The sequence below is a fragment of the Streptomyces gobiensis genome (assembly GCF_021216675.1).
Classification (GTDB): Bacteria; Actinomycetota; Actinomycetes; order Streptomycetales; family Streptomycetaceae; genus Streptomyces; species Streptomyces gobiensis.
Genome location: NZ_CP086120.1, coordinates 1,210,882 through 1,233,206 on the forward strand (window position 1 = coordinate 1,210,882; position 22,325 = coordinate 1,233,206).

The window sequence follows — 22,325 nt, forward strand, 5'->3', positions numbered from 1 at the left end:
CCGCCATGGACGGATGCCCGGTGCTGGTCTCCACACAGTACGAGGACGCGACCGCTGATCTGGTCATCGCAGAGTTGAACCGGCGCCGGGTGCCCGTCCTCCGGTTCGACCCCGGGCGGGACTACCCGACGGCCGCAGTGCTCGCCGCCCGTACCGGGGCGGACGGTTGGAGCGGACGGCTCACGGTCGGGGAGCGTACAGCCGACCTGTCCACTGTACGTGCGCTGTACCATCGTCGCCCGAGCCCCTACCCGACAGACGGCGGCGAGCAGGCGGCGCGGTTCGCCGCTCAGGAGAACCGGCGCGGCCTGGGCGGCGTGCTGGGCGCGCTGCCGGGGTGCCTGTACCTGAGCCACCCGCAGGCCATCGCGCGGGCGGAATACAAACCCGCGCAGTTGGACGCGGCCACCCACGTAGGGCTCACAGTCCCGGCCACCCTCATCACGAACGACCCGATGGAGGCCAAGCAGTTCTGCGCCGAACAGCCCACGATCTACAAGCCGTTGCACGCGGGGGCGTACGACGTCGAGGGCGAGCCCGCCGGAATCTGGGCCGCCCCGGTCGAGTCGGGCGAGATCGACGGCGCGGTGAGCCACAGCGCGCACCTGTTCCAAGCCCAGGTGCCCAAGGTGGCGGACGTGCGGGCGGTCGTCGTCGGCGAGCGGGTGTTCAGCGCCCGGATTACCGCGCCGCCCGGGGTCGTGGACTGGAGAGCCGAGTACCGGATTCTCTCATATGAGCCGGTTACCTGCCCGGACGAGATACGCGGGCCGCTGGTGCGGTTCCTCACCGACTTCGGGCTGAACTTCGGCGCCTTCGACTTCGCCGTGACGCCGGACGGCGCATGGTGGTTTCTGGAGTGCAACCCCAACGGCCAGTGGGCGTGGCTCGAAGGCGCGGCCGGACTGCCGATCACACACGCCATCGCAGACATGTTGGAGAACGGAGCGAGCCATCATGACTGACCCCCTGCCATCGGAACATCTACGCGCTGACCTCGCGCGGCGCCTGTCCAAGAGCGGCACCCTGCGCAGTCAGGAATGGGAGGCGGCCGTGATGTCCGTGCCCCGCGAGGCGTTCCTCTCGCGCGGCTGGTTCGAGTACGACGAGGGTGGCTGGTACCGGCCTGCGGCTGGGAACTCCGCGGAAGGACTCGCGCGGATCTACGAAGACGACACCCTCGTGACACAGGTGGCCGGGGGCGTCTTCCCCGACCAGGTCGAGGGACGCATCGCCGCCGCGCCCTCGTCGTCGTCCACCCTGCCAAGCCTGGTCGTGCGGATGCTCGAAGACCTGCACGCGAACGAAGGGACACGCGTCCTTGAGATCGGCACGGGCACGGGCTACTCAACCGCGCTGCTCTGCCACGTCGTCGGCGAGGACAACGTGACCACGGTCGAGGTCGACGCCGAGGTATCCGCCCGTGCCGGAATGGCACTCGCGGGCGCCGGTTACTGGCCCACCCGCGTGGTCGGTGACGGCCTGGCGGGCTACAAGGAGGGCAGCCCGTACGACCGCGTGATCGCCACATGCGGCGTACACACCGTGCCGGCCGACTGGCTCGCGCAGACCCGGCCCGGCGGCGAGGTCCTGCTCACGGTCGGCGGCTGGATGCACGCATCCGAACTCGTCCGGCTCACAGTCACCGACGACGGCACGGCCAGCGGCCCCGTGCTCGGCGGACAGGTTTCGTTCATGCTGGCCCGCCCCCACCTCCCGCCCCCGCTCGGAATGCTGCCGAACCTCAGCCAGGGCAACGCGACGCCCACGGAACTGGGCGCCGACGTACTCGACGACTGGACGGCCCGGTTCGTCGCACAGTTCGCCGCGCCACGCGCGCAGCGGCTCACCTTGGAACGGGACGGCCGGACGGAGGATGTCCTGATCGACGTGGACGCCGAGGCGTGGGCCGTCGTCTTCCAGGACGACGCGCGGTGGATGGTCCGGCAGGGCGGAACGGCGCGCCTTTGGGACCAGATCACCGAACGTGTCACGCAGTGGAAGTCAGACGGGCGGCCGTCAGCCGACCGCATGCGGCTGCACGTCGGTCCCGACGGGCAACGCCTCACCTGGGCGTGACCCGAGCTGACACCCCATGCTGCCGCGCCCGTCCGTCGTTCCCCCGTGGCAGACGGGCGGGGCGCCTCGCTATGCGCCGTCGCCCGCAGCGCCGGAATGGTCTGGGGGCGGAGACGAAAGCGCCGCGCTGGGGGACGTGCGCGGCCGCAGGCCCGGCCGGTCGGGGACGGCGAAGCCGCGCGCCGCCAGCAACGGGCGGACCTTGCGGATCGCACCGGAGAGGTGGAGCGGTACAGCTCGGCCAGCGCCGCGTGCGGCAGCCCCAGCCGCAGGTGCACCAGGGTGGCCAGGAGCCGGTCGGTGAACACATCCGCTGCTTGGGGCCCGCTCCGGCGGCCCGGCGTCGGCCCCCACCGCGCTGCTCGTAAAGCGCCGACTCGCGAGCGGCCTGCCACTTTGGGACGAGTTCTTCGAGCAACTCGCCGAAGTGTGCGCGGGAGACACTGGGACAGGACAGGATGGGAACAGGCCGCACGGGCCAGGTAAGCCTCACAACTCACCCAACCCGTACGGCCCTTCTCACGTCGCGGGCTTGACCGTGACCGCCGCTATCGCCCCCAAGGCCGTAAGGTCCGTGAAAGGGACCACTATGGCGAGTGATACTCGGGCTTGGTTCGGCTGGGCGAGTGGCAACAGAGAGGGGTCCAACGCCCATGGAGACTGCGGAACTTGGATGATCCTGCGCGTTCTGGATGTACGCTAGGTCACATCTCGCTTCGTTTCCGTGACGAAGCGGCCCTTAGCGAGTGTTACCAGCACCGCGCTAAGGGCCTACACCGACGAGTGGATAGGGCCCACTGCCAATGCACTGCGATGTTAGCGCGCCTGCGCGCGCCCCCTTCCTCCAAACCCCCGAAGCGCTGATCGATGAGGTCGGGCTGTCCGATGCCGGGTTCCGGCTGCTGCAGGCGATGGTGAAGCTGCCGCCCCGGAACGGGCGGAACAGCGACGCGGTCGCCAGGGGGTTGGGGATGGGTAAGGAGAAGACCAACGCGGCGCGTAAGTCGTTGCGGGAGCATGGGCATTGGCATGCGCGGAAGCGGCAGAACGGGGAGGGGCGGATTCGGGATCAGCGGATGGTGTCGCTGGTGCCGTTGCGGACCAAGGCGGAGGTGGAGGCCGGGTGGGCGGCGGCCGAGGAGGCCGTACGGCTGGGCAAGGACACGGAGCAGTCGCGGAGGCTGGGGGTGCGGATCCTCAACTCGGCTCAGTGGCAGCCGAAACCGGCCGCCGGTTGCTCCGCTCCACGGCCCGCCCGGCGGCGACCCCTGGAGGGGCGACAGACAGACGTAGACCAGACCCCCCTCCCCGTCCCCACGCCAAAGCCAGCGCCGCAGGGCAAGCCGGACAGGCAGGCCGGGCCGTCCGCGCTGACCGGGCCGTTGGCTTCGTATGCCGAGCGGGCTGAGGCCGTGTTGATCCGGTTGCGGCGGACCACGCCGGAGCTGGCCCTGTCGGTGGACGACGCACGGGAGCTCGCGCAGATCGCCGGGCACTATCTGCTGCGCGGGGAAGGGCCGGAGACCATCCGGGCCGTGGTGGTGCAGGGGCTGCCGCCCGAAGGGGTGCGCTCGCCCAGAGGGTTTGTACGGCAACGGCTGCTGCGGTACCTGCCGCCCCTGCCCGCCTGGGCAAAGCCGGACCTGCGGAAACCGGAGAAACCCGGCCCCGTCCCCACCGCGCCGGATGTGCCGGTCACCCGCTCCGGCGGACCAGCTGACCTCATCCGCCAAGGACGCGGCTGGCGCGCCGCCATGCAAGCCGCCGCCAGGGAGACATAGGCAGGCAGGCACTCCCAGGTGTGGGCCAGCTGGGCAAGAGAGCTACGCACTGAGCCGTGCGGCGCGAGCCCAGGTCACCGGTGGCTCGGACACCGCGCACCAGCTCGGGATCGCCAAGCCGAGTCTGACCGCCAGCCTGGCCGACAGGCAGGCGCTGCTGGCCCGGTACAAAGGGACCGGCGACGCTGCCCAGCAGTACGGCCGTGAGCTGATCGGCCTGTACACCTGCTGGAGAACTACAACCGGCTGTGCGCAACAATTGACTCCGATCATGGGCGTGAATACTGGGCGCATGCGGAAGTGGTTGCTGGCAGCCGTGGGCGTGAACCTGCTGCTGGGAATTCCCGGTGTGGTTCCGGTGTGGCTGTTGTGGTACTTCGCGGTGAACTGGCCACTCGCCGCCGTCGGCTGGACGCAGCGGGAGCCGACGGAGAACGACGGCATGCTGCCTTGGCTGCTGATCGGTGTACCGGTGCTGACGCTGTTCGCTCTGGTCTGGTGGCTTGCCAACCGCCCCGTGCGTCGCAGAACGGAGCTCGACCCGCGCCTGTACTGGCCGGTCGGTGTGCTCATGACCCTTGCGCCGTCGATCGCGCTCATGATCGTTCTATGAGAGAAGAAATGAAGACCATCGTCGGAAGCCAGTCGAGGCCTATGACCCGGTAGGCACTCCGGCAGGGCTGTCCCACGAGATCCTCACCTTCGGAGGGCAGAGCCAGCGGGCCGCAACGGCCGGTAGCGGCCCGGTCAATCGGGAGGTCGTGACCTCGCCGGGGCGGATCTCATGCTGCTGGTGTCTGTGTGAGGGCGGCGGCTGCCTTGTGGCGGTCGAGCAGGCCGAGGAGCCGGCCTTCCGGGTCGGTGACGAGGATGGCGTCCACCTGGGCCTTCTCCATGCGGCCGAGCAGGGGCTGAAGGGGTTCGCTGGCGCGGACGGTGGTGGGGCCGGGGCGCATGATCTGCTCGACGCTCTTCCCGTCGGCGTCGCCCTGTTCGCCGAGGTAGACCATGCCCGTGACGACGGTGTCATCGTCCACGGCGACGCAGAAGTTGTGGTCCTCGGCCCGCATCCGTTCGTAGGCCTCGGCGGCGGGGCTGGTGAAGTGGCAGGTCGGCGGGGTCGGTTGGGCGATGTCGCCGGGGTTCGGGGTCTGTGCGGAGTGGCCTTCGCGGGGCAGCCCGGCGGCCATCCAGTCGGTCTTGCCGGGCACGTAGTCATAGACGTGTGCGAACCCGAGGTGGTCAAGCCGCCGGGCGGCTCGGGGGCTCATGTCGCACAGGAAGTCGTTGCAGTAGACGATGACGGGTTTGGAGGGGTCGAGCTCTGCCTTCGCGCGACGGTCGAGTTCGCGCAGCGGGATGTGGACGGCGCCGGCGATGTGCTCGTGCTCGTACTCACCGCGGGGCAGCACCTCCACGAGTTGGGCGGCTTCGTGCTTGACCAGTCTGCGGACCTCGTTGCGGTCCGTGATGCGGTGCGTCATTTCCTCGGGCTCCTTCTCGCGGGGGTGGTCAGCGGTTGTGGTCGAGCAGTTGGTAGGCGGCGCTGGTGGCGGCCGCGTAGACGCTGTGGTGCCAGGCGTCGATGGCGACCTCGCTGCGGCCCCACTGGGTTGCTGGTGGTGCGACGCCCAGTGCGGGCAGCATGATGAGTTCGGTGCTCCAGACCAGGCCGAGGTGGGCTGCCGTGGCCGCCGGTGGGGGTAGGCGGAGCCAGGCCAGCACACCGCGTACGGCGCCCCACGCGGTGCCGTAGCCCCAGTGCGCCATGGTGGCGAACCGGACCCGCTCGGTCTCGCCGCGCGGTTCGACGCCGAGGACTTTCCCGACGGCCTGGGCCGGGGCGGAACTGCCCGAGCGGCGGCGGAACTTCATCTCCAGGCTGCTGCTCAGGGTCATGGCCGCGGTCCCGGCGGCTCCGGCCGCGAGCCCGACGCCGATATCGGCGGCCAGAGCGCCTACTCGCATGGTTTTCATGGCGTTTGTCTCCTTGTCTCCTTGTCTGTGGTTCGGGGTGTCTTGGTCTCGAGTCCAGCTCGTCAGCGTTTGCCGTCGGGCCACTGCAGGAAGGGCATGTTGACCACGGCCCCGGTCTGCTTGACCTGGAGGGCGCGTTGGGAGCGGGCCTGCTCGACCTTCCCGGCCGAGTCGAGCAACCGGGCCTGTGCCGGGTCTTTCCAGGTGACCAGGTGCACCTCGCGCAGGGGCGTGTAGCCCTTGTCGCCGGGGGCGGTGTCGAATACGTCGGGCTGGTAGCCCATCGGTCCGCGCGGCCCGTCCGGCTTGATCCCGTTGGTGAATACGTAGACGGTGCCGAGCGTGGCGTCGGGGGCGTCCGCGAGCTCGGGCACGACCAGGACGGGGGAATCCATCATGTCGGTGAGCATCTCGGCCACCTGGGGATCGGAGGCCTCGGTGTGGGCGAAGGCGATCTGTTCGCCGTCGTAGAGTCCGGCCACCGGAGGGAACCGGGGTGCGTCGGCGACCGCGCCGCCCCCGTCCATGCCCTCTCGCATGTCCGGGCCGCCGTTCAGCCCGTAGGTCCACCAGGCGCCGAAGCCGAGCACTACGACGGCGATGGCGACCGCTATGGCGATCCAGGCCTTGACCGGGCGCCCGTCCATGCGGGTGTTGAGCCAGCTCCCGTGTGACATCAGTCCTCACCCCGCTGGTCATGTTTGATCAGCCCGTGTTCGCGGTGGCCGGTGACCGCGTAGCCGAGCTCTCGCAGGTGCTCGCAGATCTCGTCCTCGGAGACTTTGCCCGGCAGGTGGACAATCTCGACGGTGCCGCGTTCGTGATCCGCCACGGCTGATCTGACGCCCTCGATCTGCGGCAGCGACCGGCCGATGTTCTCCGCGCACCCGGCGCAGTGCATGCCCACGCTCAGACGCAGCACGCGTTCGGTTTCCTCAGCGGCCCGGGCGGGCTTCTCGGCTGCGGCCGGGGCCTTGCCGACTTCGGCGGCGCGGCGCAGTAGCCGGCCGGCGAAGGAGTTGGCCAGCACCGAGGTGACGCTGGCGACCATGGCCACCATCGCCCACACCGGGTGCACCAGTCCGGTGGTGGCGGCCGGTACGCCGATGCCGTTGAAGGCGAAGGCCAGCGCGAGGTTCTGCTTGGTCTTGGTGTAGGAGCGGGTGCCGATCTGGTAGGCGTCCACCACCGCGCCGAGACGCTCGCCCATGATCACGATATCGGCGGATTCAATGGCGATATCGGTGCCGGCGCCGATCGCGATGCCGACGTCGGCCTGTGTGAGGGCGGGGGCGTCGTTGATACCGTCGCCGACCATGGCCACCCGGCGGCCCTCCTCCCGCTGCAGCCGACGGATCTGTGCCGCCTTGTCCTCGGGCATGACCTGGGCGAGGACCTGTGTGATGCCGACCTCGGTGGCGACGGCGCGGGCGGTACGCTCGTTGTCCCCGGTGATCATGACCGGGTCCAGGTTGGCGTCCCGCATGCGCCGCACCGCCTGGGCCGCGTCGTCCTTGACGGTGTCGGCGATCCCGATCAGGCCCAGCAGCGTCTGGTCGCGGGCGACCGCCACCACGGTCTGCCCGCCCTCCTCCAGCCGGGCCAGGTCCTGCTCCGCGGTGGCGGTGTCCACGCCATGCTCGGTCAGGAAGGCCGGCTTGCCGACCAGCACCCGGGCGCCGTCCACCGAGGCCTGGACCCCGCGGCCGGTGTGCGAGGTGAACTGCTCAGCCCGCGGAACGTCAAGGCCGCGCTCCTCGGCGGCGTCCTCGACCGCGCGGGCCAGCGGATGCTCGCTGGGGGCCTCCACCGCGGCCGCCAGGCGGAGCAGTTCCGCCTCGTCCCCGCCCCCGACCGGGACCAACTCGCGCACCCGCGGCTCGCCCCGGGTGATGGTGCCGGTCTTGTCCAGTACCACCGCACTCAGCTCCCGCATCACCTGGAACGCCTCACCCGAGCGCATCAGGATCCCCCGCCGGGCGGCCTCACCACCGCCCCGGATCATCGCCAGCGGGGTGGCCATCCCCAGTGCGCAGGGGTAGCCCAGGACCAGCACGGCCAGCGCGGCGAACGTGGCACGGAAGAGGTCCGGCCCCTGACCCCACAGCAGCGGAGCGAGCGTCCAGAACACGAACGCGGCGGCGGCGAAGACCAGCACTGCGGGGACGAAGTACTTCAGCACCACATCGACCAGCTGCAAGATCCCCGGCCGCAGCGCGCGGGCCTCCTCGATCGACCGTGCCACCTGCTTGAGGAACGACTCCTCCCCGACCCGGCTGACCCGCACCACCAGGGTGCCGGTCTGGTTGACCGACCCGCCGATCAACTCGTCCCCGGCGACCTTCTCTTCCGGGATCGACTCCCCGGTGACCAGGGACTGGTCGACCGCGGACGCGCCTTCGACCACCTCCCCGTCCACCGGCACGCTCTCGCCCGGGCGGATCCGTACCAGCTCACCGGCCTCCACCTGGTCGGTGGGCACCTCCAGTTCCTGACCGTCGCGGATCACGCGGGCGGTGTCGGGTTGCAGTTCCAGCAGCTTGCGGATCGCGTGCGAAGACCGGGTACGCACCGCCTTGGACGCGTAGTCGGAAAGGATGTGATAGGTCGTCACAAAGGTGGCGACCGCGAAGAACTCCCCGGCCGGGAAGTCCGCGTTCACGAACAAGCCGAGGAACCCGCCGGCCAGACCGGCGAAGGCGGCGAACTCCAGCAGGTTGTGCTGGTTGAGGATGCCGCGGCGCAGCGAGGCGAACGCCATCTTCTTGATGAACCAGCCGGTGACGAACATCGTCTCCAGGGCCAGCGTGAGCATGATCCACGGCAGCAGCGGGACCGACACCCAGCCCAGCCACATGTCGAACAGCATCAGTGCCAAGCTGACCAGCGTGAACGTCGCAGCCACCAGCAGCCGGTTACGGACCTGGCGCAGCTCCGTCTCCTCCTCCTCGAAGCTGCGCACCTTGTCCGGGTCCCGCACCGTGTAGCCGACATCGACCAGCACCTTCTTGAGCTGGTCCTCCGACACCCTCCCGGGGTCGTACTTGACCAGCCCCTCCTCATGCGCCAGCGACACCCCGACCTCGTGTACACCGTCGATCCGCCCATAGGCACGGCGGATCGTGTTGGTGCAGAACGAGCAGGACATCCCGCCGATCTTCATCCGCAACGCCGCCTCGCCGCCCTGACCACGGCTGTCGTGCTGCCTGTCCTGGTCAACGGTCATCGCTTCACTCCTGTCGTCCATGACCGCACCCGCGGACGGGAACATCCTCCGGTCACGGGGCCTTCGGCCCAGGCAGCCGCGCACCGGGTACCCGGCTGACCAGGGGGCAACCGCGGGATACCGCGCCTGGCCTCTTCCTGTACATGCCTTACCTGCTGCGAAAGCTAGCGCCTTGCCCCGAGGGCAAGGTCAAGCCCGGCATGAGGGTCCCGCCCCCAGCCAGGTGAAGAACCGGGCAACCGGGGTAACCGGATGTGAATGGTCCGGCGGAGAACGGAGCCGCGGGCCGACAGTGAACGGAAGTCCTCGCTTCACCGAATGCTTCACCGAATAAGGAGAATCCACCATGGCCACAGCCCTGGCCCCACAGCGGACCCGCGAGTGCATCGACGCCTGCGACGAGTGCGCGGTCGCCTGCCACGCCTGCGCCGACCAGTGCGCTCAGCAGGCCGACCCGCAGTTGCTCGCCTGTATCCGGCTGTGCCTGTCCTGCGCGGACGCCTGCCTGGCCTGCCTGCCGTCCCTGGCACGGGACGCGAACTATGAAGCCCTGTGCCGGGCCTGCGCCGAGCTGTGCGACGCCTGCGCGGCCGAGTGCGAAGGGTACGAGGACCAGACCATGCGCCAGTGCGCAGAGGCCTGCCGCCGCGCCGCGCAGGCCTGCCGCCAGATGGCGGGCGTCTGAGCCACTCCCCCAAACAGCCCGACCGGCGACGCCCGGGCGCGCCATGTCCGGGCGTCGCCGGTCGGCCGTACGCCGGAGGCATCCGCCATGACGCCCGTCATACCGAACGGGGAACCGACCGCGACCGCGGCCCGGTGAAGAGACGGCACCTCACTCCTGCGCCGCACCGAGGTGGACCTTGCCCCCGGTCCAGGTTCTAGCGTCGCTCGTGACAGATCAGGACCCAGTGTCACGCGGAAGGTCACGGGTGTGTGCGGTAAGGCGATGGGGCCGGACGGGCGCCGGTGGACCGGACTCCTCCTGACGGCTCTTGCGGCCGACGCGGGAGTGTGGGGCGTTGTGCGGTCCGACGCGCATCAGCTCCACGATCCCGCTCGTGCCCTGCAGCACCTCGACCAGCCCGCCCCGGAGGGGCGATTTGACTTTCCAGTCGACTGGAAGCCCTAGGGTCTGGGCCTGGAGGTGATGATCATGGCAAAGCGCCATGTTGAGGTTTTCGTTGCCGGCTGCCCGGTGTGCGAGCCCACGGTTCATCTGGTCAAGGAGCTGGCCTGCGACAACTGCGAGGTGACGGTCCACAACCTGCAGCAGGACGGGGCCGAGAAGGCGGAAAAGTACGGCATTACGACGGTTCCGGCCGTCGTGGTCGACGGCACCCTGGCCTCCTGCTGCACCGGCGGGGCCCCGAACCGGGAAGCCCTGGTCGCCGCAGGCATCGGCCAGCGCGCGTAGCCGGAGGCCCGCGGCGGGCGGGCTGCCCGCCCGCCGCGGACCCGCACCAGGAGCGTGGCTCAAGGCCCGGGAGGGTGGAGGTTCATGGAGCCGACAATGCCGGGTGCTGCGGCCGGGCGGGTGTGCTCGGCGCCTTCTACCGGATGTGCCGTCCGCTGCACGTGGTCCAGCAGGCCGGGTTCCCCGTGATGCGCCAGGAGCGGTATCGCCTGGGCGCGATCGAGGCCTTACGGCCGTCAGGGAACCTGCGTCGGTCTGGAGGCTGAGGTGCGGGGTTTTCCGACTCCTTGAGGATCGCTGCGGCTGGGACCGCCCGCGGGCGTAACGCTCACTTCTCGCGTTCGTCCGCACGTTGGTCGCCGTGACGGCAGCATGACCTCCCATCAGGTCTTTGATGTCCGTCACGGTCGAGATCGTGGCCCTGGTCACGGGCAGCGGGGGTGTGAGTGATGATGCCGCAATAGGCGGCATCGTTGTCGGCGAGGTGCTGGGCACGGGCTTCGAGGTCGAGGAGCTGGTCGCGCAGCTGCTCCAGTTCGGTGATACGGCGCTGGATGTCGGCGGCATGCCGGCCGAGGAGATGACGGACGTGGCCGCAGGGGCGCTCACCGTTGTCGCGGAAGGTGAGGATCTGGCGGATGTCGTCCAGGGACAGCCCCAGGCGCTGGGCGGTCTTGATGAAGGTGAGCCGTTCGGTGTCGGCGGGGGCGTAGATGCGGTAGCCGGCCGGGGTACGCTCGGGCTCGGGCAGCAGACCGGCGGCTTCGTAGAAGCGGATGGTCTTGGGGTTGATTCCGAGCTGGGCGGCCAGTTCACCGATTCGCATACACATATCAACCCTCCGGGTGGCCGGAATGCTTCCCTGGTGGGATCGCTTTAGTGAGCAGGTCCTTCCCAGGTCGGCATCGCGAATGAGCCCGTCGCGTCAGCCGAACTCGGTGCCGTCGCGGGGGAGCGCCAAGGTGGAATGCTCATTGCCCCTCTCCGCGTCGATGAAGCGGCAGAGAATGGTCATCGGCTTGACCACGCTGTCCAACGGGTTCGCGGCCTGCGATGATCCCGAGCGCCTGCAGACCTGCTGCGAGCGCCTCGGCCCCAACCGGATCCTTGGTTCCGGTTGACCTTCCAGCAGCTGGAAGCCATAGCGTGGGCCCGGTAGAGCCGGAGGGTCCGATGGCCGCCGTTGCGACGAAGGCATACACAGTGAACGGGTTTCACTGCGGCGGTTGCACGGACAACCTCGGCAAGCTCCTGCGACGCCTCGAGAGCGTGATCCTGTCCTACGCCGGCTACCACACGGTGCAGGTGCGGTTCGGTCCCGCGCGGGTTCCGGAGGACGACATCGCAGACGGCGCGCAGGGACGCGGCCAAGCGGGACCTCACCGACGGGGCGCGTCTCGGCCGACGGCTGGAGCTGTCGCTGCGCTGTGTCGTGGACACGTGCCCGTCCGGAACCACCACATGGGAGAACACATGAGCGGCCATGAAGTCGCATCCCCGCCCTCCGCATCTCCGTCGCCGGAGGGGGAGGACAGCCGCGCGCCCGCCCGGGGGGTGGTGGTCAAGCTGCTGGTTCTCATAGCGGTGCTGGCCGCCCTGGGCAGCTGGGTGGCGCTGGGCGACGGACCGTCCCTCGTCGAGGTCCGCGACTGGGTCGACTCGCTCGGCGTCTGGGGCCCGCTGGTCTTCACCCTGATCTACGCGCTGGCGGTCACCGCGCTGCTGCCCGGATCGGTGCTGGGCGCGTCCGCCGGGGTTCTGTTCGGTCTTCCGATGGGTGCGACGGCCGTGCTGGTGGGGGCGACCGCGGGCGCGGCTCTCTCGTTCAGCCTGGCGCGGTGGCTGGGCCGCCCGGCGGTGGCCCGGTTCGCGGGATCGGGTCGACTGGCCCGACTGGACGCCCATCTGGCTCGCCAGGGCTTCGTGGCCGTACTGGTGCTGCGCCTGGCGTTTGTCCCCTTCAACACGGTCAACTACGGGGCGGGGGCGGCCGGTGTCCGCTTTGGGTCCTTTGTGGCGGCCACCGCGCTGGGGATCGTGCCGGGCACGCTCTTCTACACAGGTCTCGGCGGCGCCCTGCGCGATCCGGGATCCATGCCGCTGTGGATCGCGGTGGCGGGGCTGCTGGTCCTGAGCACCGGCGGCTGGTGGGCAGTCCGGCTGATCCGGTCCCGTAACAGAGAGGTCAGCGCAGCAGCCGGCAACCAGTGACGACCCGGTGGGCGGCAGTAACGGCCACCGAAAGGCGCAGTGGCCGTTCTCCTCGCAGCCCAGCAGCACGGCGAAGCAGGCCCCGGAGTAGAAGCGGGCAGGCACAGCCAGGCGATCGAGCCGTCCTTGCCAATGAGCGCCGCCGTCTTCGGATCGCCGATGAGCGCGTAGTCCTCGATGTGTCCTGGCACGGTGCCCTCTTTCCAACGGTTCCGTGATGGCCTCTGCCCGTAGGGTGCCGCGAGCACTCCCGGGACGCGACCCGGCAGGCGCCGGTCGGCGTGGTCCGGACCTCATCAGGCCCCGGTGCCGTACGAGCCGGTGGCGTGCGCCAAGTGTCGGAGCGCGGCACCTCGTGTCCCGCGATACCCCGGCGTCAAATGGTGGGAAGATGATTGGCGTGTGGCGTGGGACGTTTGGGCCGGACGGGCGCCGGTGGACCGGGCTCCTGTTGACGGCTCTCGCGGCCGGCGGCGGCGTATGGGGCTATGTGCGGTCCGACGCGCATCAACTCCATGACCCGGACCATGCCCTGCAGCAACTCGACCTGCTCTTCCTTGACCAGCCCGCTCCCGGCCTGAAGGAACTCGGCCTCGCGCCCGGCCGGGCTGCCGTGGTGGTCTTCTGTCAGACCCACTGCCCGCTGCCCGAACTTCCACAGGCGCAGGTCGTACGCTCCACCGACGCACGCCTGGCCCGGCGCTATGCGCTGATGACCGACACCGGGCGGATCGGGCCCGGCTACGCGCTCATCGACGCGCAGGGCCAACTGCGCTACCGCACCTTCGACCCCGGACTGGCCCACCACGAGCAGGAGATCAGCATCCTGACCGAAGGGCTGCCATGAGCCGCCGGGCGTGGATCAGCGCAACACTGGTCCTGACCACCGAGGGTGTGCTGTATGTGGGTTACGCACGCTACGGCGCCCAGTTCCATTTCTGGCTGCACGGACTGTTCGGCGGCGCCCTGGGCCTGGCCGCCCTCACTATCGTCCGCATCGCCACCTCCCGCAGCGGACCCGGCCGGGCCTCACCGTGGGAATCCGGATTCCTCGGCCATATCTACAGCGCGCTGCCGGATCTGCTCTTTCTCGGTTTCGGGGTGCTGCATGTTCTCTGGATGGACCTCTTCGCCTTCCACATCACCCTGCACTTCATCCCCGCGCCCCTGTACACGATGCTTGCCGTCTTCGTACTTACCCTGGCCGCCTACGGCCTGGCCATGATCTGCCGTCCATGGTCTGCCGCTGCCGTCCTGGCCGCCGCAGCCGCCGTCGTCGTTATCGCGCTGGCCTTCGCTGCCCCGATCCCACACAGCGTGCAGCAGATCCGCGACCACCCCGGACTGTCCCTGCTGTGCCCGGTGCCCACACACCGCTGACCCCTGCAGGCCACACCGAAGACACCCGGGGGAGACCGAAAGCGTCACTGCCCAGAGGCGGGGCCGGTTTCGATGATCTGGCACACCACGGCGTCGCCGCCCGAGCGGCGGGCCGTCTCGGCGGTGCGGCGGGCGGCGATCAGAGAGCGGCGTAGTTGGCGCAGCTCGCTCAGGGTGCGGTTGATCTGGTCGAGGTGGGCGTCAAGCATCTGGGTGACCCGGCCGCAGGGCTGGGCGCCGCCGCGCTGCAGGTCCAGGATGTCGTTGATCTCATCCAGGGTCAGGCCGAGGGCCCTGGCCCGGCGGACGAAGCGCAGCACTTCCAGGTCAGCTTGGTCGAAGAGCCGGTAGCCGGCCTCGGTGCGATCGGCCTGCGGGAGCAGGCCCTTGGCTTCCCAGAGCCGGATGGCCTTGCGGCTCACCCCGGCCAGCTCGGCTGCCTTTCCCACGGTCACGCCTGCCACAGGCCGCCTCCCTCCGCTGTGCGTCCTTCGCACTTGACCTTACCCCTCGGGCAAGGTTTTAGCGTCGTGGCACCACGAGGAACGAGCAGCCTTTAAGGGGCTGTTCCCGGCCATTGGAGGAGCGATGGGCGCGATAGGCACGCAGGACCTGCTGCTGCACGTGCAGGGGATGACCTGCACCGGGTGCGAGGAGCGGATCGGCAAGGTGCTGTCCCGGCTGGAGGGAGTGCGCGAGACCAGCGCGGATCACCGCAGCGGTAACGTGCGGGTGGCCTTCGACCCTGGTCAGGTCACGCCCGACATGCTGGCCGAGCGCATCGAGCAGGCCGGCTACCAGGTCACCGGCCGTGAGCAGAGCGCCTCATGACCACCCAGACCCGCATCGGGGCCGAGGGAGGGTTGTGGGCCGCCTGAACAACCACCAGCCCCTGCGGCGGCGCGTCTCCGCGAAGAGTCGCACCGACAATCGATATTGGCGGACGGCTAATTGAGGCCAGAATGCTCGACTCCTGCACAGGCCTTATTGCTTCCCTGCCACCCGCGCCGCTCGCCCCGTCATCCCATACAGATAACGCCGGAGATGAGAGCCCGTCTCCATGCCGTTCACAGATCGCGGAGCAGGCGCCCGGCTGCTGTCGCGTATGCCTCGGTGAAGGTGGGGAACTGAGCGATGGTGTCGGCGAGCGCCTCTACAGGGAGCTGGTGGCGGATGGCGAGGGCGGCGGTGTGGATCCACTCCCCCGCCTGCGGGGCGATGGCCCAGGCACCGACCACGGTGCGCTGGCTGCGGTCGGCCGTCAGAGCGAGGGTGCCGCGGGGGTCGGTTTCGTAGGTCCAGGGGCGGGCGATCGACTCGGCAACGTCGAGTTCGGTGCTCACGGTGTCGATGCCGCGTTCCCGGGCCTGGGCGGTGGTCAGGCCGACCGCGGCAATCTCGGGTTCGGCGAAGACCACGCGGGGGACGGCGGTGTAATCTGCCGCACGGGGCCGACCCAGGATGGCGTCGCTGACGATACGGCCTTGGTACTTGGCAACATGGGTGAACAGGGCCTTGCCGGTGACGTCACCGAGCGCCCACAGTCCGTCGGTGAGCTTGCAGTGCTCGTCAACGGCCAACTCGCCGCGCCCACCGGGCTGCACGCCGACGGTGTCCAGGGCGAGGTCGGTGGTGCGGGGGCGGCGTCCGGCGCCGAGGATGACCACGTCGGTCCGTACGCTGCTGCCGTCGTCGAGCTGGACCACGGTATCGCCGCTCTCGCGGCGGGCCGCGCGGGCCTGGGTGTTCAACCGCACGTCGATGCCGTCGGCGGCCAGGCGGTCGGCGACGATCTCACCAAGTCGGGGATCTTCCCGGTCGAGCAGCCGGTCCGCACGCTGGACCAGTGTGACGCGGGTGCCCATCCTGGCAAGGAACTGGCCGAGTTCCACGCCAACCGCACTGCCGCCGATCAGCAACGCCCGCCCGGGAATGTCGGTGAGGGTGGTGGCCTCCCGGTTGGTCCACACCGGCACCTGATCAAGCCCGTCGATCGGGGGACGGACGGACGTTGAGCCGGTGGCGAGGATGACGTGGTCGGCGGACAGGTGCTGGCCGTCCACCTCGATCCGGCCGGTCCCGGCCAGCCGGGCGGCTCCCTTTATCACGGTGGCACCCTGCTTGCGGTATCCCTCGGCCTGAGCGGCGTCATCGAGGTGGCGGATCATGGAGTCGCGGTAGTCCCGCAGCATCGGCCAGTCCAGTACCGGCCGGGCGAGTCCGGCGGCGCGGTCGGCCTCGGCGCGGGCCTCGGTGGGCCGCAGCAGGGTCTTGGACGGGATACAGGCCCAGTAGGCGCACTCTCCACCGATCAGCTCACGCTCGACGATGGCGACGCGCAGCCCTGCGTCAAGGAGGCGGGAGGCAGCGACCTCACCGCCGGGGCCCATGCCGATCACAATAGCGTCGTAATGCTCCATCGCACGTCTCCTCAACTGGTAGGAGGTCCAGCGGCTGCTGAGGTGTGCTGCCGAGCTGGTCGCCGGTTACGGGGTTGATCCGCTCGGCGAGGGAACCCAAGCGTTCGGCGGGCGAGATCGCACCGGCCAACCGGCTACCGGAAGCGGCCCTCGGGTACCCGAAAATGGGCGTACAGAACACCCGCGCAGGCGCCGCGGGACGTGGCCGGGCGGTGTCGGTCACCGTCCCGGCCGGTTCCCGCAGACGTGCTCAGCAGCACCCGGAAGGGGGGTCGTCGGCAAGGATCTGCTCGATGACGGGCCGACCGACGACGTCGAAGGCTTCCGCGACCGGCAGGACCTGGGCACCGGGGTGGTCTGCGAGCCAGTCCTTGGCCGCGTCGGCGCTGCTGAAGAAGTGGACGAGGTCGCAGAACGAGATACGGACCGAGGTCGGCGCGTCGGGGGCGACGAGGGAGACGACGGCGGTGGCCGGGTCGACGTCGGCGGGTCCGTCGGGGGTCACGGTCAGGCGCACCGGCTCCCCGGTGGCGCGGCAAGGGGAGGTCACCTGCGCGGTGTGCCCGAGGACGGCCGGGAAACCCAGCGTGTCCAGGGCGCACCAGGTGTAGAAGGTGTGGCCGCTCGTCTCGTAGCGATGCGGGGTGGGGTTGAACGTCAGGCCGAAGCCGGTGATGCGGCCCTCTTCGTCGTACTCGGTGTCGGGCATGGTGGCCAGCGTCCGGCGAATCTGCTGCTCGGTGCGACCGGCCTGGGCAGCGAGCCGTCCGACCGTGACCGGCTCACCGGCGGCGAGGAGCGTCAGCAGCGGGCGCACCAGCCACATCTGCAGGCCGGGGGCGCTGGTGAGCGAGTCGGTGAGGCGGGCGGCGAACCTCTGCGTGTCGGCGTCCACAGCGGGTCCTTTCCTTCCTTGGGTCCTTGCGGGATGAGTCCGATGGCCAGGACCGTAGGGTCTGACCCCGGGGTGAGGGTCAAGCCCCTGCCGCGCAGCGGGGATCGCCAGCCCAGCACACGTCGCTCGCTGCCAGGTCTGCCTGGTGCTCGGCCTCAAATTCATCGATCCGCCGCAGCATCTGCTGCTGCGCGGCGATCCGCTGGGTAAGCCGCTCCCGGGAGCGGCCCAGGAGTTCTTCCAGACTGCGGCCGAACGACTCCCCTGCGCCGTCGAGGTAGGCGGTGGTCAGCTCGCGGACCTCGGCGACGGTCAGGCCAAGACCCCGCAACGTGCCGATCCACCGCACGCACCACAATGCGTCGGAGTCGAACAGGCGGTAGTTAGCCGCGCTGCGACCGGCCGTGTAGATCAGGCCCCAGTCTGTGTACTGACGCAGCACCTTGATCGAAACCCCGGTTCGCCGGGACAGCTCCCCAACTGTCATCAGCGGCAACCGCTGCTCGCCTCTCATCAACACCACTGATCCGCTCTCTCCTCTCAAGAGGCGCAGCAGGACAGCTTGGCCACATCGCGGGTGTAGGTCTGGGCGGCCAGCTTCAGCCCTTCGGCCATGGTCAGATACGGGCACCACAGGTCGGCCATCTGTTGCACGGTCATCCTGTTGGCGAGGGCGTAGACGGCGGTGGCGATCACATCGCCCGCTCCCTCGGCGATGACGTGCGCGCCGAGCAGGCGTCCGGTGTCTTCCTCGGCGACGAGCTTGATCAGACCGCGGGTGTCCCGGTTGACCAGCGCCCGCGGCACATACTCCAGCGGCAGGACCCGGCAGTCGCAGTTGATGCCCCGCTCGACCGCCTCCGCGTCGGTGAGCCCGGCGGCGGCGATGGCCGGTGCGGTGAAGGTGACGCGGGGCAGGTGGTGGTAGTCCAGCGTGCGCTCCGCACCGTCCAGCGCGTTGTCGGCGACCACGGCTCCGTGCGCCCCGGCTACGTACACAAACTGCGGATGCCCGGTGACGTCCCCGGCAGCCCAGATCCGGGGGTGGTGGGTGCGCAGGTGCTCATCCACCGTGATCTCGCCGCGCTCCCCGGTCTTGACCCCGACAGCCGCCAGGCCCAGGCCGTCGGTGACCGGGCGGCGGCCGGTGGCCACCAGCAGCTGCTCGGCCCGCAACTCGAAGACCTCGCCGCCGCGAGTCTCGCTGACGTTGTAGCCGCCGGCCTCGCGGCGCACCGAGGTGACGGTGGCGGCGGTGTGCACGCCGATTCCCTCGTCGCGGAAAACCTGTTCGAGGGCGGCGGACACCTCGGGCTCCTCAAAGGGGGCGAGCCGGTCCAGCGCCTCGACGACGGTGACCTTCGCCCCGAGCCGGGCAAAGAGCTGGCCCTGCTCAAGACCGATGTAGTTTCCGCCCACCACGATGATGGACTCCGGCAGACGGTCCAGTTCCATGGCCGTGGTCGAGGTGAGGTAGCCAGCATCCTGGAGGCCGTCAACCGGCGGCGCCCACGGGGCCGTTCCTGTTGCGATCAGGTAGTGCGCGGCCTCGATCGTCGTCCTGCCGCCGCCCTCCAGGGCAACCTCAAGAACCGGCCCAGCGGCGAAGCGGGCGGTGCCGGTCAGGATCGGCCAGTCGTACTCGGCAGCCAGGTCCACGTACTTATCCGCCCGCATCTCCTCCACCATGGCGGTCTTGGCGCCGATGAGGGCGGGGAAGTCCACCGGCCCGGCATCGGTGCGGATACCGGGGAACGTCTGGTCCAGTGCGACGTGCCGGGCCTCGGCCGCGGCCAGCAGCGCCTTGGACGGCACGCACCCGGTGTTCACACACGTCCCCCCGACCGTGCCGCGCTCCACCATCACCACCGTCGCGCCCTTGGCGCGAGCCGCGATCGCGGCGGCGAACGCCGCCCCGCCCGAACCCATGACCGCCAGGTCGTACTCCGTCTTCGCAGTGCTCACGATGGTGTCTCCTCCGCAGGAGGGCCGACGCGGACCGGACGCCCGGACCGGACGCCGGATCAGAGTGTTCTATTCGCCTTACCGAATACCCAGGCGCCACCATACTATGCGGACAGGCGAATAGCTGCACCTGAAGGGTGCCGAGAGCCCGGCCGACACCGGGGAAAGCGGGCTGCGCTGCGTCACCTGGTCACAGCGCCAGATCTTCCAGGTCTTCCAGGCCGTCCAGCAGCGGCCCCACTGCCTGCTGCTCCCCGCCGTCCAGCGGCTGCTCGGTCCACATCACCTTCCCCGTGGGTGTGTATCTGGTTCCCCAGCGCTCGGCGAACTGGGAGACGAGGAACAGCCCGCGCCCGCCCTCGTCCGTGGCGGCCGCACGCCGCACATGCGGGGAGGTGCTGCTGCCATCGGACACCTCGCAGATCAGACTGCGCTCGTGCAGCAGCCGCACATGGACGGGCTCGGAGCCGTAGCGGATCGCATTGGTGATCAGCTCGCTCAGCATCAGCTCGGTGGTGAAGACGAGCTCCTCAAGACCCCACATCTCCAGCTGACGCACGCACGCGGCGCGGGTCGGAGCGACGGCGGCGGGATTGAACGGAACGTCCCAGTCTGCGACCCGGGAGGGGTCGAGCACGCGGGTACGGGCCACCAGCAGGGCGATGTCGTCACTGCGGTGCGGGGGCAGCATCGCATCGAAGACGGCTTGGCAGGTCTCCTCCGGCGTCCGGTCCGGACGGCCGGCCAGGGTGCTGTGCAGCAGGCGCAGGCCGGTCTCGATGTCGCGGTCGCGGTGTTCGATGAGGCCGTCGGTGTAGAGGACGAGCTGGCTGCCCTCGGACAGCCGCAGTTCAGCGGTCTCGTAAGGCGCGCCGCCCAGGCCCAGGGGCGGGAAGACTGGCACCTCGGGGAACTCCACGGTGCCGTCAGGGCGGACCACCGCGGGGGCGAAGTGCCCGGCCCTTGCCACGCTGCAGAGACCGGAAACCGAGTCGTAGATGGCGTAGAGGCAGGTGGCTCCCGTGACCCCGTCGCCCTCGGCGACGCCCTCCTCCCGGTCGATGCGGGAGACCAGTTCGTCCAGGTACCCCAGGAGCTCGTCCGGCGGCAGGTCGAGGGTGGAGAAGTTGTGGACCGCGGTGCGCAGTCGGCCCATGGTGGCGGCGGCATGCAGGCCGTGGCCGACGACATCCCCGACGACCAGGGCGACCCGGGCGCCGGGCAGGGGGATGACGTCGAACCAGTCGCCGCCGACCCCGGCCTGCGCGGGCAGATAGCGGTAGGCGGCATCCAGGGCGTCCTGCTCGGGCAGGCCGCGGGGCAGCAGGCTGCGCTGCAGGGTTACGGCCATGGCGTGTTCACGGGTGAAGCGGCGGGCGTTGTCGATGGCGACAGCGGCCCGTGCGGTCAGCTCCTCGGCGAAGGACAGATCCTCCTCCTCGAAGGGCTCGGGCCGCTCCGAACGCCAGAAGTTGGCCATGCCCAGGACGACTCCGCGAGCCTGCAATGGTGCCGTGATCAGCGAGTGGATGCCGTAGATGAGGGCTTGGTCCGCCCCTTCGGGATCCTGTGCCCGCCATCCGTGAGCGATGGTCAGATCAGGCTCAAGCACCGCATGGCCGCTCCGCAGAGCCGCCGCCATCGGTGTGGTGGGGACGACGAATCTGATGAGATGACCCACCGGTTCCAGCGGGCAGTCTTCGCGGATGCCGCTCACAGCCGCGCGACGCATCTCGCTATGCACACCCGTCGGCTCCTCCCCGCCCACTACGGGGTCCAGCAGCTCCACGGTGACGAAGTCCGCGAACCGGGGGACCGCCACCTCCGACAGTTCCTCGGCGGTCCGCACCACGTCCAGCGTGGTACCGATCCGCACTCCCGCCTCGTACAGCATCTTCAGCCGTTCCCGGGCCACCTCAGCCGTGCCGGCCACCGCGCGCAGCTCGGTGGTGTCCCGGAGCGTGACGACCTGGCCAGGCGGCCCACCGTACGGAGCCGTGGGCCGCGTATTGACGGCCAGCAGGAGGTCCCCGGCCAGATGCACCTCGTCGGTCACGGCACGGCCCGAGGCCAGCAGCTCGGCGATGTCCGTATCGAGGCCGAGGTCGGCGACGTGGCGGCCCTCCGTATCCGGCGGCAGCTCAAGGAGCCTGCGCGCCTCATCGTTGGCCAGCATCAGCCGGCCGTCGCCCCCGGTGATGAGCACGCCTTCCCGCACGGCGTGCAGGACCGCGTCATGGTGCTCGTACATCCGGGTCATCTCGGTGGGGCCGAGACCGCGTGTCTGCCGCCGCAGCCGCCTGCTCACCAGCGCGGAGCTGCCGACGGCCAGGGCGAGCGCGGCGGCGGCGGAGCCGAAGAGCACCGGCAGCTGACGGTTTACCGCATCCCCGATGTGCTCGACCCCGACACCGGCGCCCACCAGGCCGACGACGGCACCGTCGGCATCGGTGACGGGGACGACGGCCCGAGCCGCGTCACTCGGGGCTCCCTCGAAGATCTCCGTGATGGATTCTCCGGCCGCGGCCCGTCCGATGTCATGGGCGCGCCTGCCGATCAGTTCCGGATCGGAGTCCGCGTAGCGGGTCCCGTCCGTCGCCATCACGGCGACGAAGTCCAGTCCCGATCCCCGCCGGGCCTCTTCGGCATGGGGCTGCAGCGCGGCGGTCGGATCGGGGGACTTCAGCGCCGCCACGGTTCCCGGAGCGTCCGCGAAGGACTCCGCGGCGGCGAGCGACCGGTTCTGGGCGTCCTGCTCGCTGTCGTACCGCGCCTGGAGCGCGAGCGCCGCCACCGCGGCGGCGATCAGCAGCACCGCGACCACGATCTGAAGGAAGAGAACCTGCCCGGCGACGCTGCGCACCCCCAGCAGGGAACGCGCCCCTCGCCGCGGCGAGCGCCGCGATGCCTCGGAGCTGGGACGACCATGCCGATCGCGCCGAAGCAGGCCAGCGAATGGTCCCTTCATGTCCTA

21 protein-coding genes and 1 pseudogene are annotated in these 22,325 nt (G+C 69.8%); 10 read left to right on the plus strand and 12 right to left on the minus strand.

Going from position 1 to position 22,325, the window contains the following annotated elements; all coding sequences use genetic code 11:
- The first annotated feature begins 5 nt into the window (after window positions 1-5).
- The 4 genes from tgmB to test1122_RS05640 all read left to right on the plus strand — a co-directional run bounded on the left by tgmB (window position 6) and on the right by test1122_RS05640 (window position 4,473).
- On the plus strand, window positions 6-965 hold the full coding sequence (tgmB, locus tag test1122_RS05625) for an ATP-grasp ribosomal peptide maturase (protein ID WP_232268047.1): 960 nt from the start codon (window positions 6-8) through the stop codon (window positions 963-965).
- Window positions 958-2,079, plus strand: a complete 1,122-nt coding sequence (gene tgmC / locus test1122_RS05630; protein WP_232268048.1) for an ATP-grasp peptide maturase system methyltransferase — start codon at window positions 958-960, stop codon at window positions 2,077-2,079. Before tgmB ends, tgmC begins: the two co-directional genes overlap by 8 nt.
- Before the next feature lie 803 nt (window positions 2,080-2,882).
- Window positions 2,883-3,860: a hypothetical protein gene (locus test1122_RS05635; protein WP_232268049.1), complete on the plus strand. Its 978-nt coding sequence runs from the start codon at window positions 2,883-2,885 to the stop codon at window positions 3,858-3,860.
- 271 nt (window positions 3,861-4,131) lie between these two features.
- Window positions 4,132-4,473, plus strand: a complete 342-nt coding sequence (locus test1122_RS05640) for a hypothetical protein (protein ID WP_232268050.1) — start codon at window positions 4,132-4,134, stop codon at window positions 4,471-4,473.
- Window positions 4,474-4,642: 169 nt separating this feature from the next.
- Here the strand turns inward: test1122_RS05640 and test1122_RS05645 are convergent, their stop codons facing one another.
- From test1122_RS05645 to test1122_RS05660, 4 genes are all read right to left on the minus strand, one after another.
- Window positions 4,643-5,344 carry a CBS domain-containing protein gene (locus test1122_RS05645; protein WP_232268051.1) on the minus strand — a complete coding sequence of 234 codons (702 nt, stop codon included), beginning with the start codon at window positions 5,342-5,344 and terminating at the stop codon, window positions 4,643-4,645.
- Window positions 5,345-5,372: 28 nt separating this feature from the next.
- Window positions 5,373-5,837, minus strand: a complete 465-nt coding sequence (locus test1122_RS05650) for a hypothetical protein (RefSeq protein WP_232268052.1) — start codon at window positions 5,835-5,837, stop codon at window positions 5,373-5,375.
- A gap of 62 nt (window positions 5,838-5,899) precedes the next feature.
- Window positions 5,900-6,514 carry a DUF7482 domain-containing protein gene (locus test1122_RS05655; protein ID WP_232268053.1) on the minus strand — a complete coding sequence of 205 codons (615 nt, stop codon included), beginning with the start codon at window positions 6,512-6,514 and terminating at the stop codon, window positions 5,900-5,902.
- The gene (locus test1122_RS05660; RefSeq protein ID WP_232268054.1) at window positions 6,514-9,063 is read right to left on the minus strand and encodes a heavy metal translocating P-type ATPase; all 2,550 of its coding nucleotides are present in this window, start codon (window positions 9,061-9,063) and stop codon (window positions 6,514-6,516) included. Before test1122_RS05660 ends, test1122_RS05655 begins: the two co-directional genes overlap by 1 nt.
- A gap of 346 nt (window positions 9,064-9,409) precedes the next feature.
- Here test1122_RS05660 and test1122_RS05665 point away from each other — a divergent pair, with 346 nt between their 5' ends.
- Together test1122_RS05665 and test1122_RS05670 are read left to right on the plus strand one after the other, a co-directional pair.
- Window positions 9,410-9,748, plus strand: a complete 339-nt coding sequence (locus test1122_RS05665; RefSeq protein WP_232268055.1) for a four-helix bundle copper-binding protein — start codon at window positions 9,410-9,412, stop codon at window positions 9,746-9,748.
- A 471-nt stretch (window positions 9,749-10,219) separates the two neighbouring features.
- Complete coding sequence (locus test1122_RS05670; RefSeq protein ID WP_232268056.1) at window positions 10,220-10,480, plus strand: thioredoxin family protein; 261 nt, start codon at window positions 10,220-10,222, stop codon at window positions 10,478-10,480.
- Between the two features lie 328 nt (window positions 10,481-10,808).
- Here the strand turns inward: test1122_RS05670 and test1122_RS05675 are convergent, their stop codons facing one another.
- Window positions 10,809-11,306, minus strand: coding sequence for a heavy metal-responsive transcriptional regulator (locus tag test1122_RS05675; RefSeq protein ID WP_232268057.1), 498 nt, complete (start codon window positions 11,304-11,306; stop codon window positions 10,809-10,811).
- Between the two features lie 647 nt (window positions 11,307-11,953).
- Between test1122_RS05675 and test1122_RS05680 the strand changes: the two genes are divergently transcribed.
- Window positions 11,954-12,691 (plus strand): TVP38/TMEM64 family protein, encoded by a 738-nt coding sequence (locus test1122_RS05680; protein ID WP_232268058.1) that lies wholly within the window; start codon window positions 11,954-11,956, stop codon window positions 12,689-12,691.
- A 12-nt stretch (window positions 12,692-12,703) separates the two neighbouring features.
- On the opposite strand, the pseudogene test1122_RS05685 reads toward test1122_RS05680, so the two are convergent.
- Window positions 12,704-12,882 (minus strand): annotated as a pseudogene (locus test1122_RS05685) (trehalase-like domain-containing protein); the annotation flags it as partial.
- A gap of 260 nt (window positions 12,883-13,142) precedes the next feature.
- Here test1122_RS05685 and test1122_RS05690 point away from each other — a divergent pair.
- On the plus strand, window positions 13,143-13,538 hold the full coding sequence (locus tag test1122_RS05690; protein WP_232268059.1) for a hypothetical protein: 396 nt from the start codon (window positions 13,143-13,145) through the stop codon (window positions 13,536-13,538).
- The gene (locus tag test1122_RS05695; RefSeq protein ID WP_232268060.1) at window positions 13,535-14,071 is read left to right on the plus strand and encodes a hypothetical protein; all 537 of its coding nucleotides are present in this window, start codon (window positions 13,535-13,537) and stop codon (window positions 14,069-14,071) included. The genes test1122_RS05690 and test1122_RS05695 overlap by 4 nt, the downstream gene beginning before the upstream one ends.
- Window positions 14,072-14,115: 44 nt before the next feature.
- Here the strand turns inward: test1122_RS05695 and test1122_RS05700 are convergent, their stop codons facing one another.
- Window positions 14,116-14,535, minus strand: coding sequence for a MerR family DNA-binding protein (locus test1122_RS05700; RefSeq protein WP_232268061.1), 420 nt, complete (start codon window positions 14,533-14,535; stop codon window positions 14,116-14,118).
- Between the two features lie 124 nt (window positions 14,536-14,659).
- Here test1122_RS05700 and test1122_RS05705 point away from each other — a divergent pair, with 124 nt between their 5' ends.
- Window positions 14,660-14,902 (plus strand): heavy-metal-associated domain-containing protein, encoded by a 243-nt coding sequence (locus test1122_RS05705; RefSeq protein ID WP_232268062.1) that lies wholly within the window; start codon window positions 14,660-14,662, stop codon window positions 14,900-14,902.
- Window positions 14,903-15,138: 236 nt separating this feature from the next.
- Here test1122_RS05705 and test1122_RS05710 read toward each other — a convergent pair whose 3' ends face one another.
- The 5 genes from test1122_RS05710 to test1122_RS05730 form a co-directional block, all read right to left on the minus strand.
- Complete coding sequence (locus test1122_RS05710) at window positions 15,139-16,491, minus strand: dihydrolipoyl dehydrogenase family protein (RefSeq protein WP_232268063.1); 1,353 nt, start codon at window positions 16,489-16,491, stop codon at window positions 15,139-15,141.
- 250 nt (window positions 16,492-16,741) lie between these two features.
- On the minus strand, window positions 16,742-17,386 hold the full coding sequence (merB, locus tag test1122_RS05715) for an organomercurial lyase MerB (protein ID WP_232268064.1): 645 nt from the start codon (window positions 17,384-17,386) through the stop codon (window positions 16,742-16,744).
- A 79-nt stretch (window positions 17,387-17,465) separates the two neighbouring features.
- Window positions 17,466-17,900, minus strand: coding sequence for a MerR family transcriptional regulator (locus test1122_RS05720; protein ID WP_232271780.1), 435 nt, complete (start codon window positions 17,898-17,900; stop codon window positions 17,466-17,468).
- 26 nt (window positions 17,901-17,926) lie between these two features.
- A complete protein-coding gene (gene merA, locus test1122_RS05725) occupies window positions 17,927-19,351 on the minus strand; it encodes a mercury(II) reductase (protein ID WP_232268065.1) in 1,425 nt (474 codons plus the stop codon).
- A gap of 190 nt (window positions 19,352-19,541) precedes the next feature.
- Entirely contained in the window at window positions 19,542-22,319 is a 2,778-nt protein-coding gene (locus test1122_RS05730; RefSeq protein WP_232268066.1) for a SpoIIE family protein phosphatase, read from the minus strand.
- Window positions 22,320-22,325: the final 6 nt, after the last annotated feature.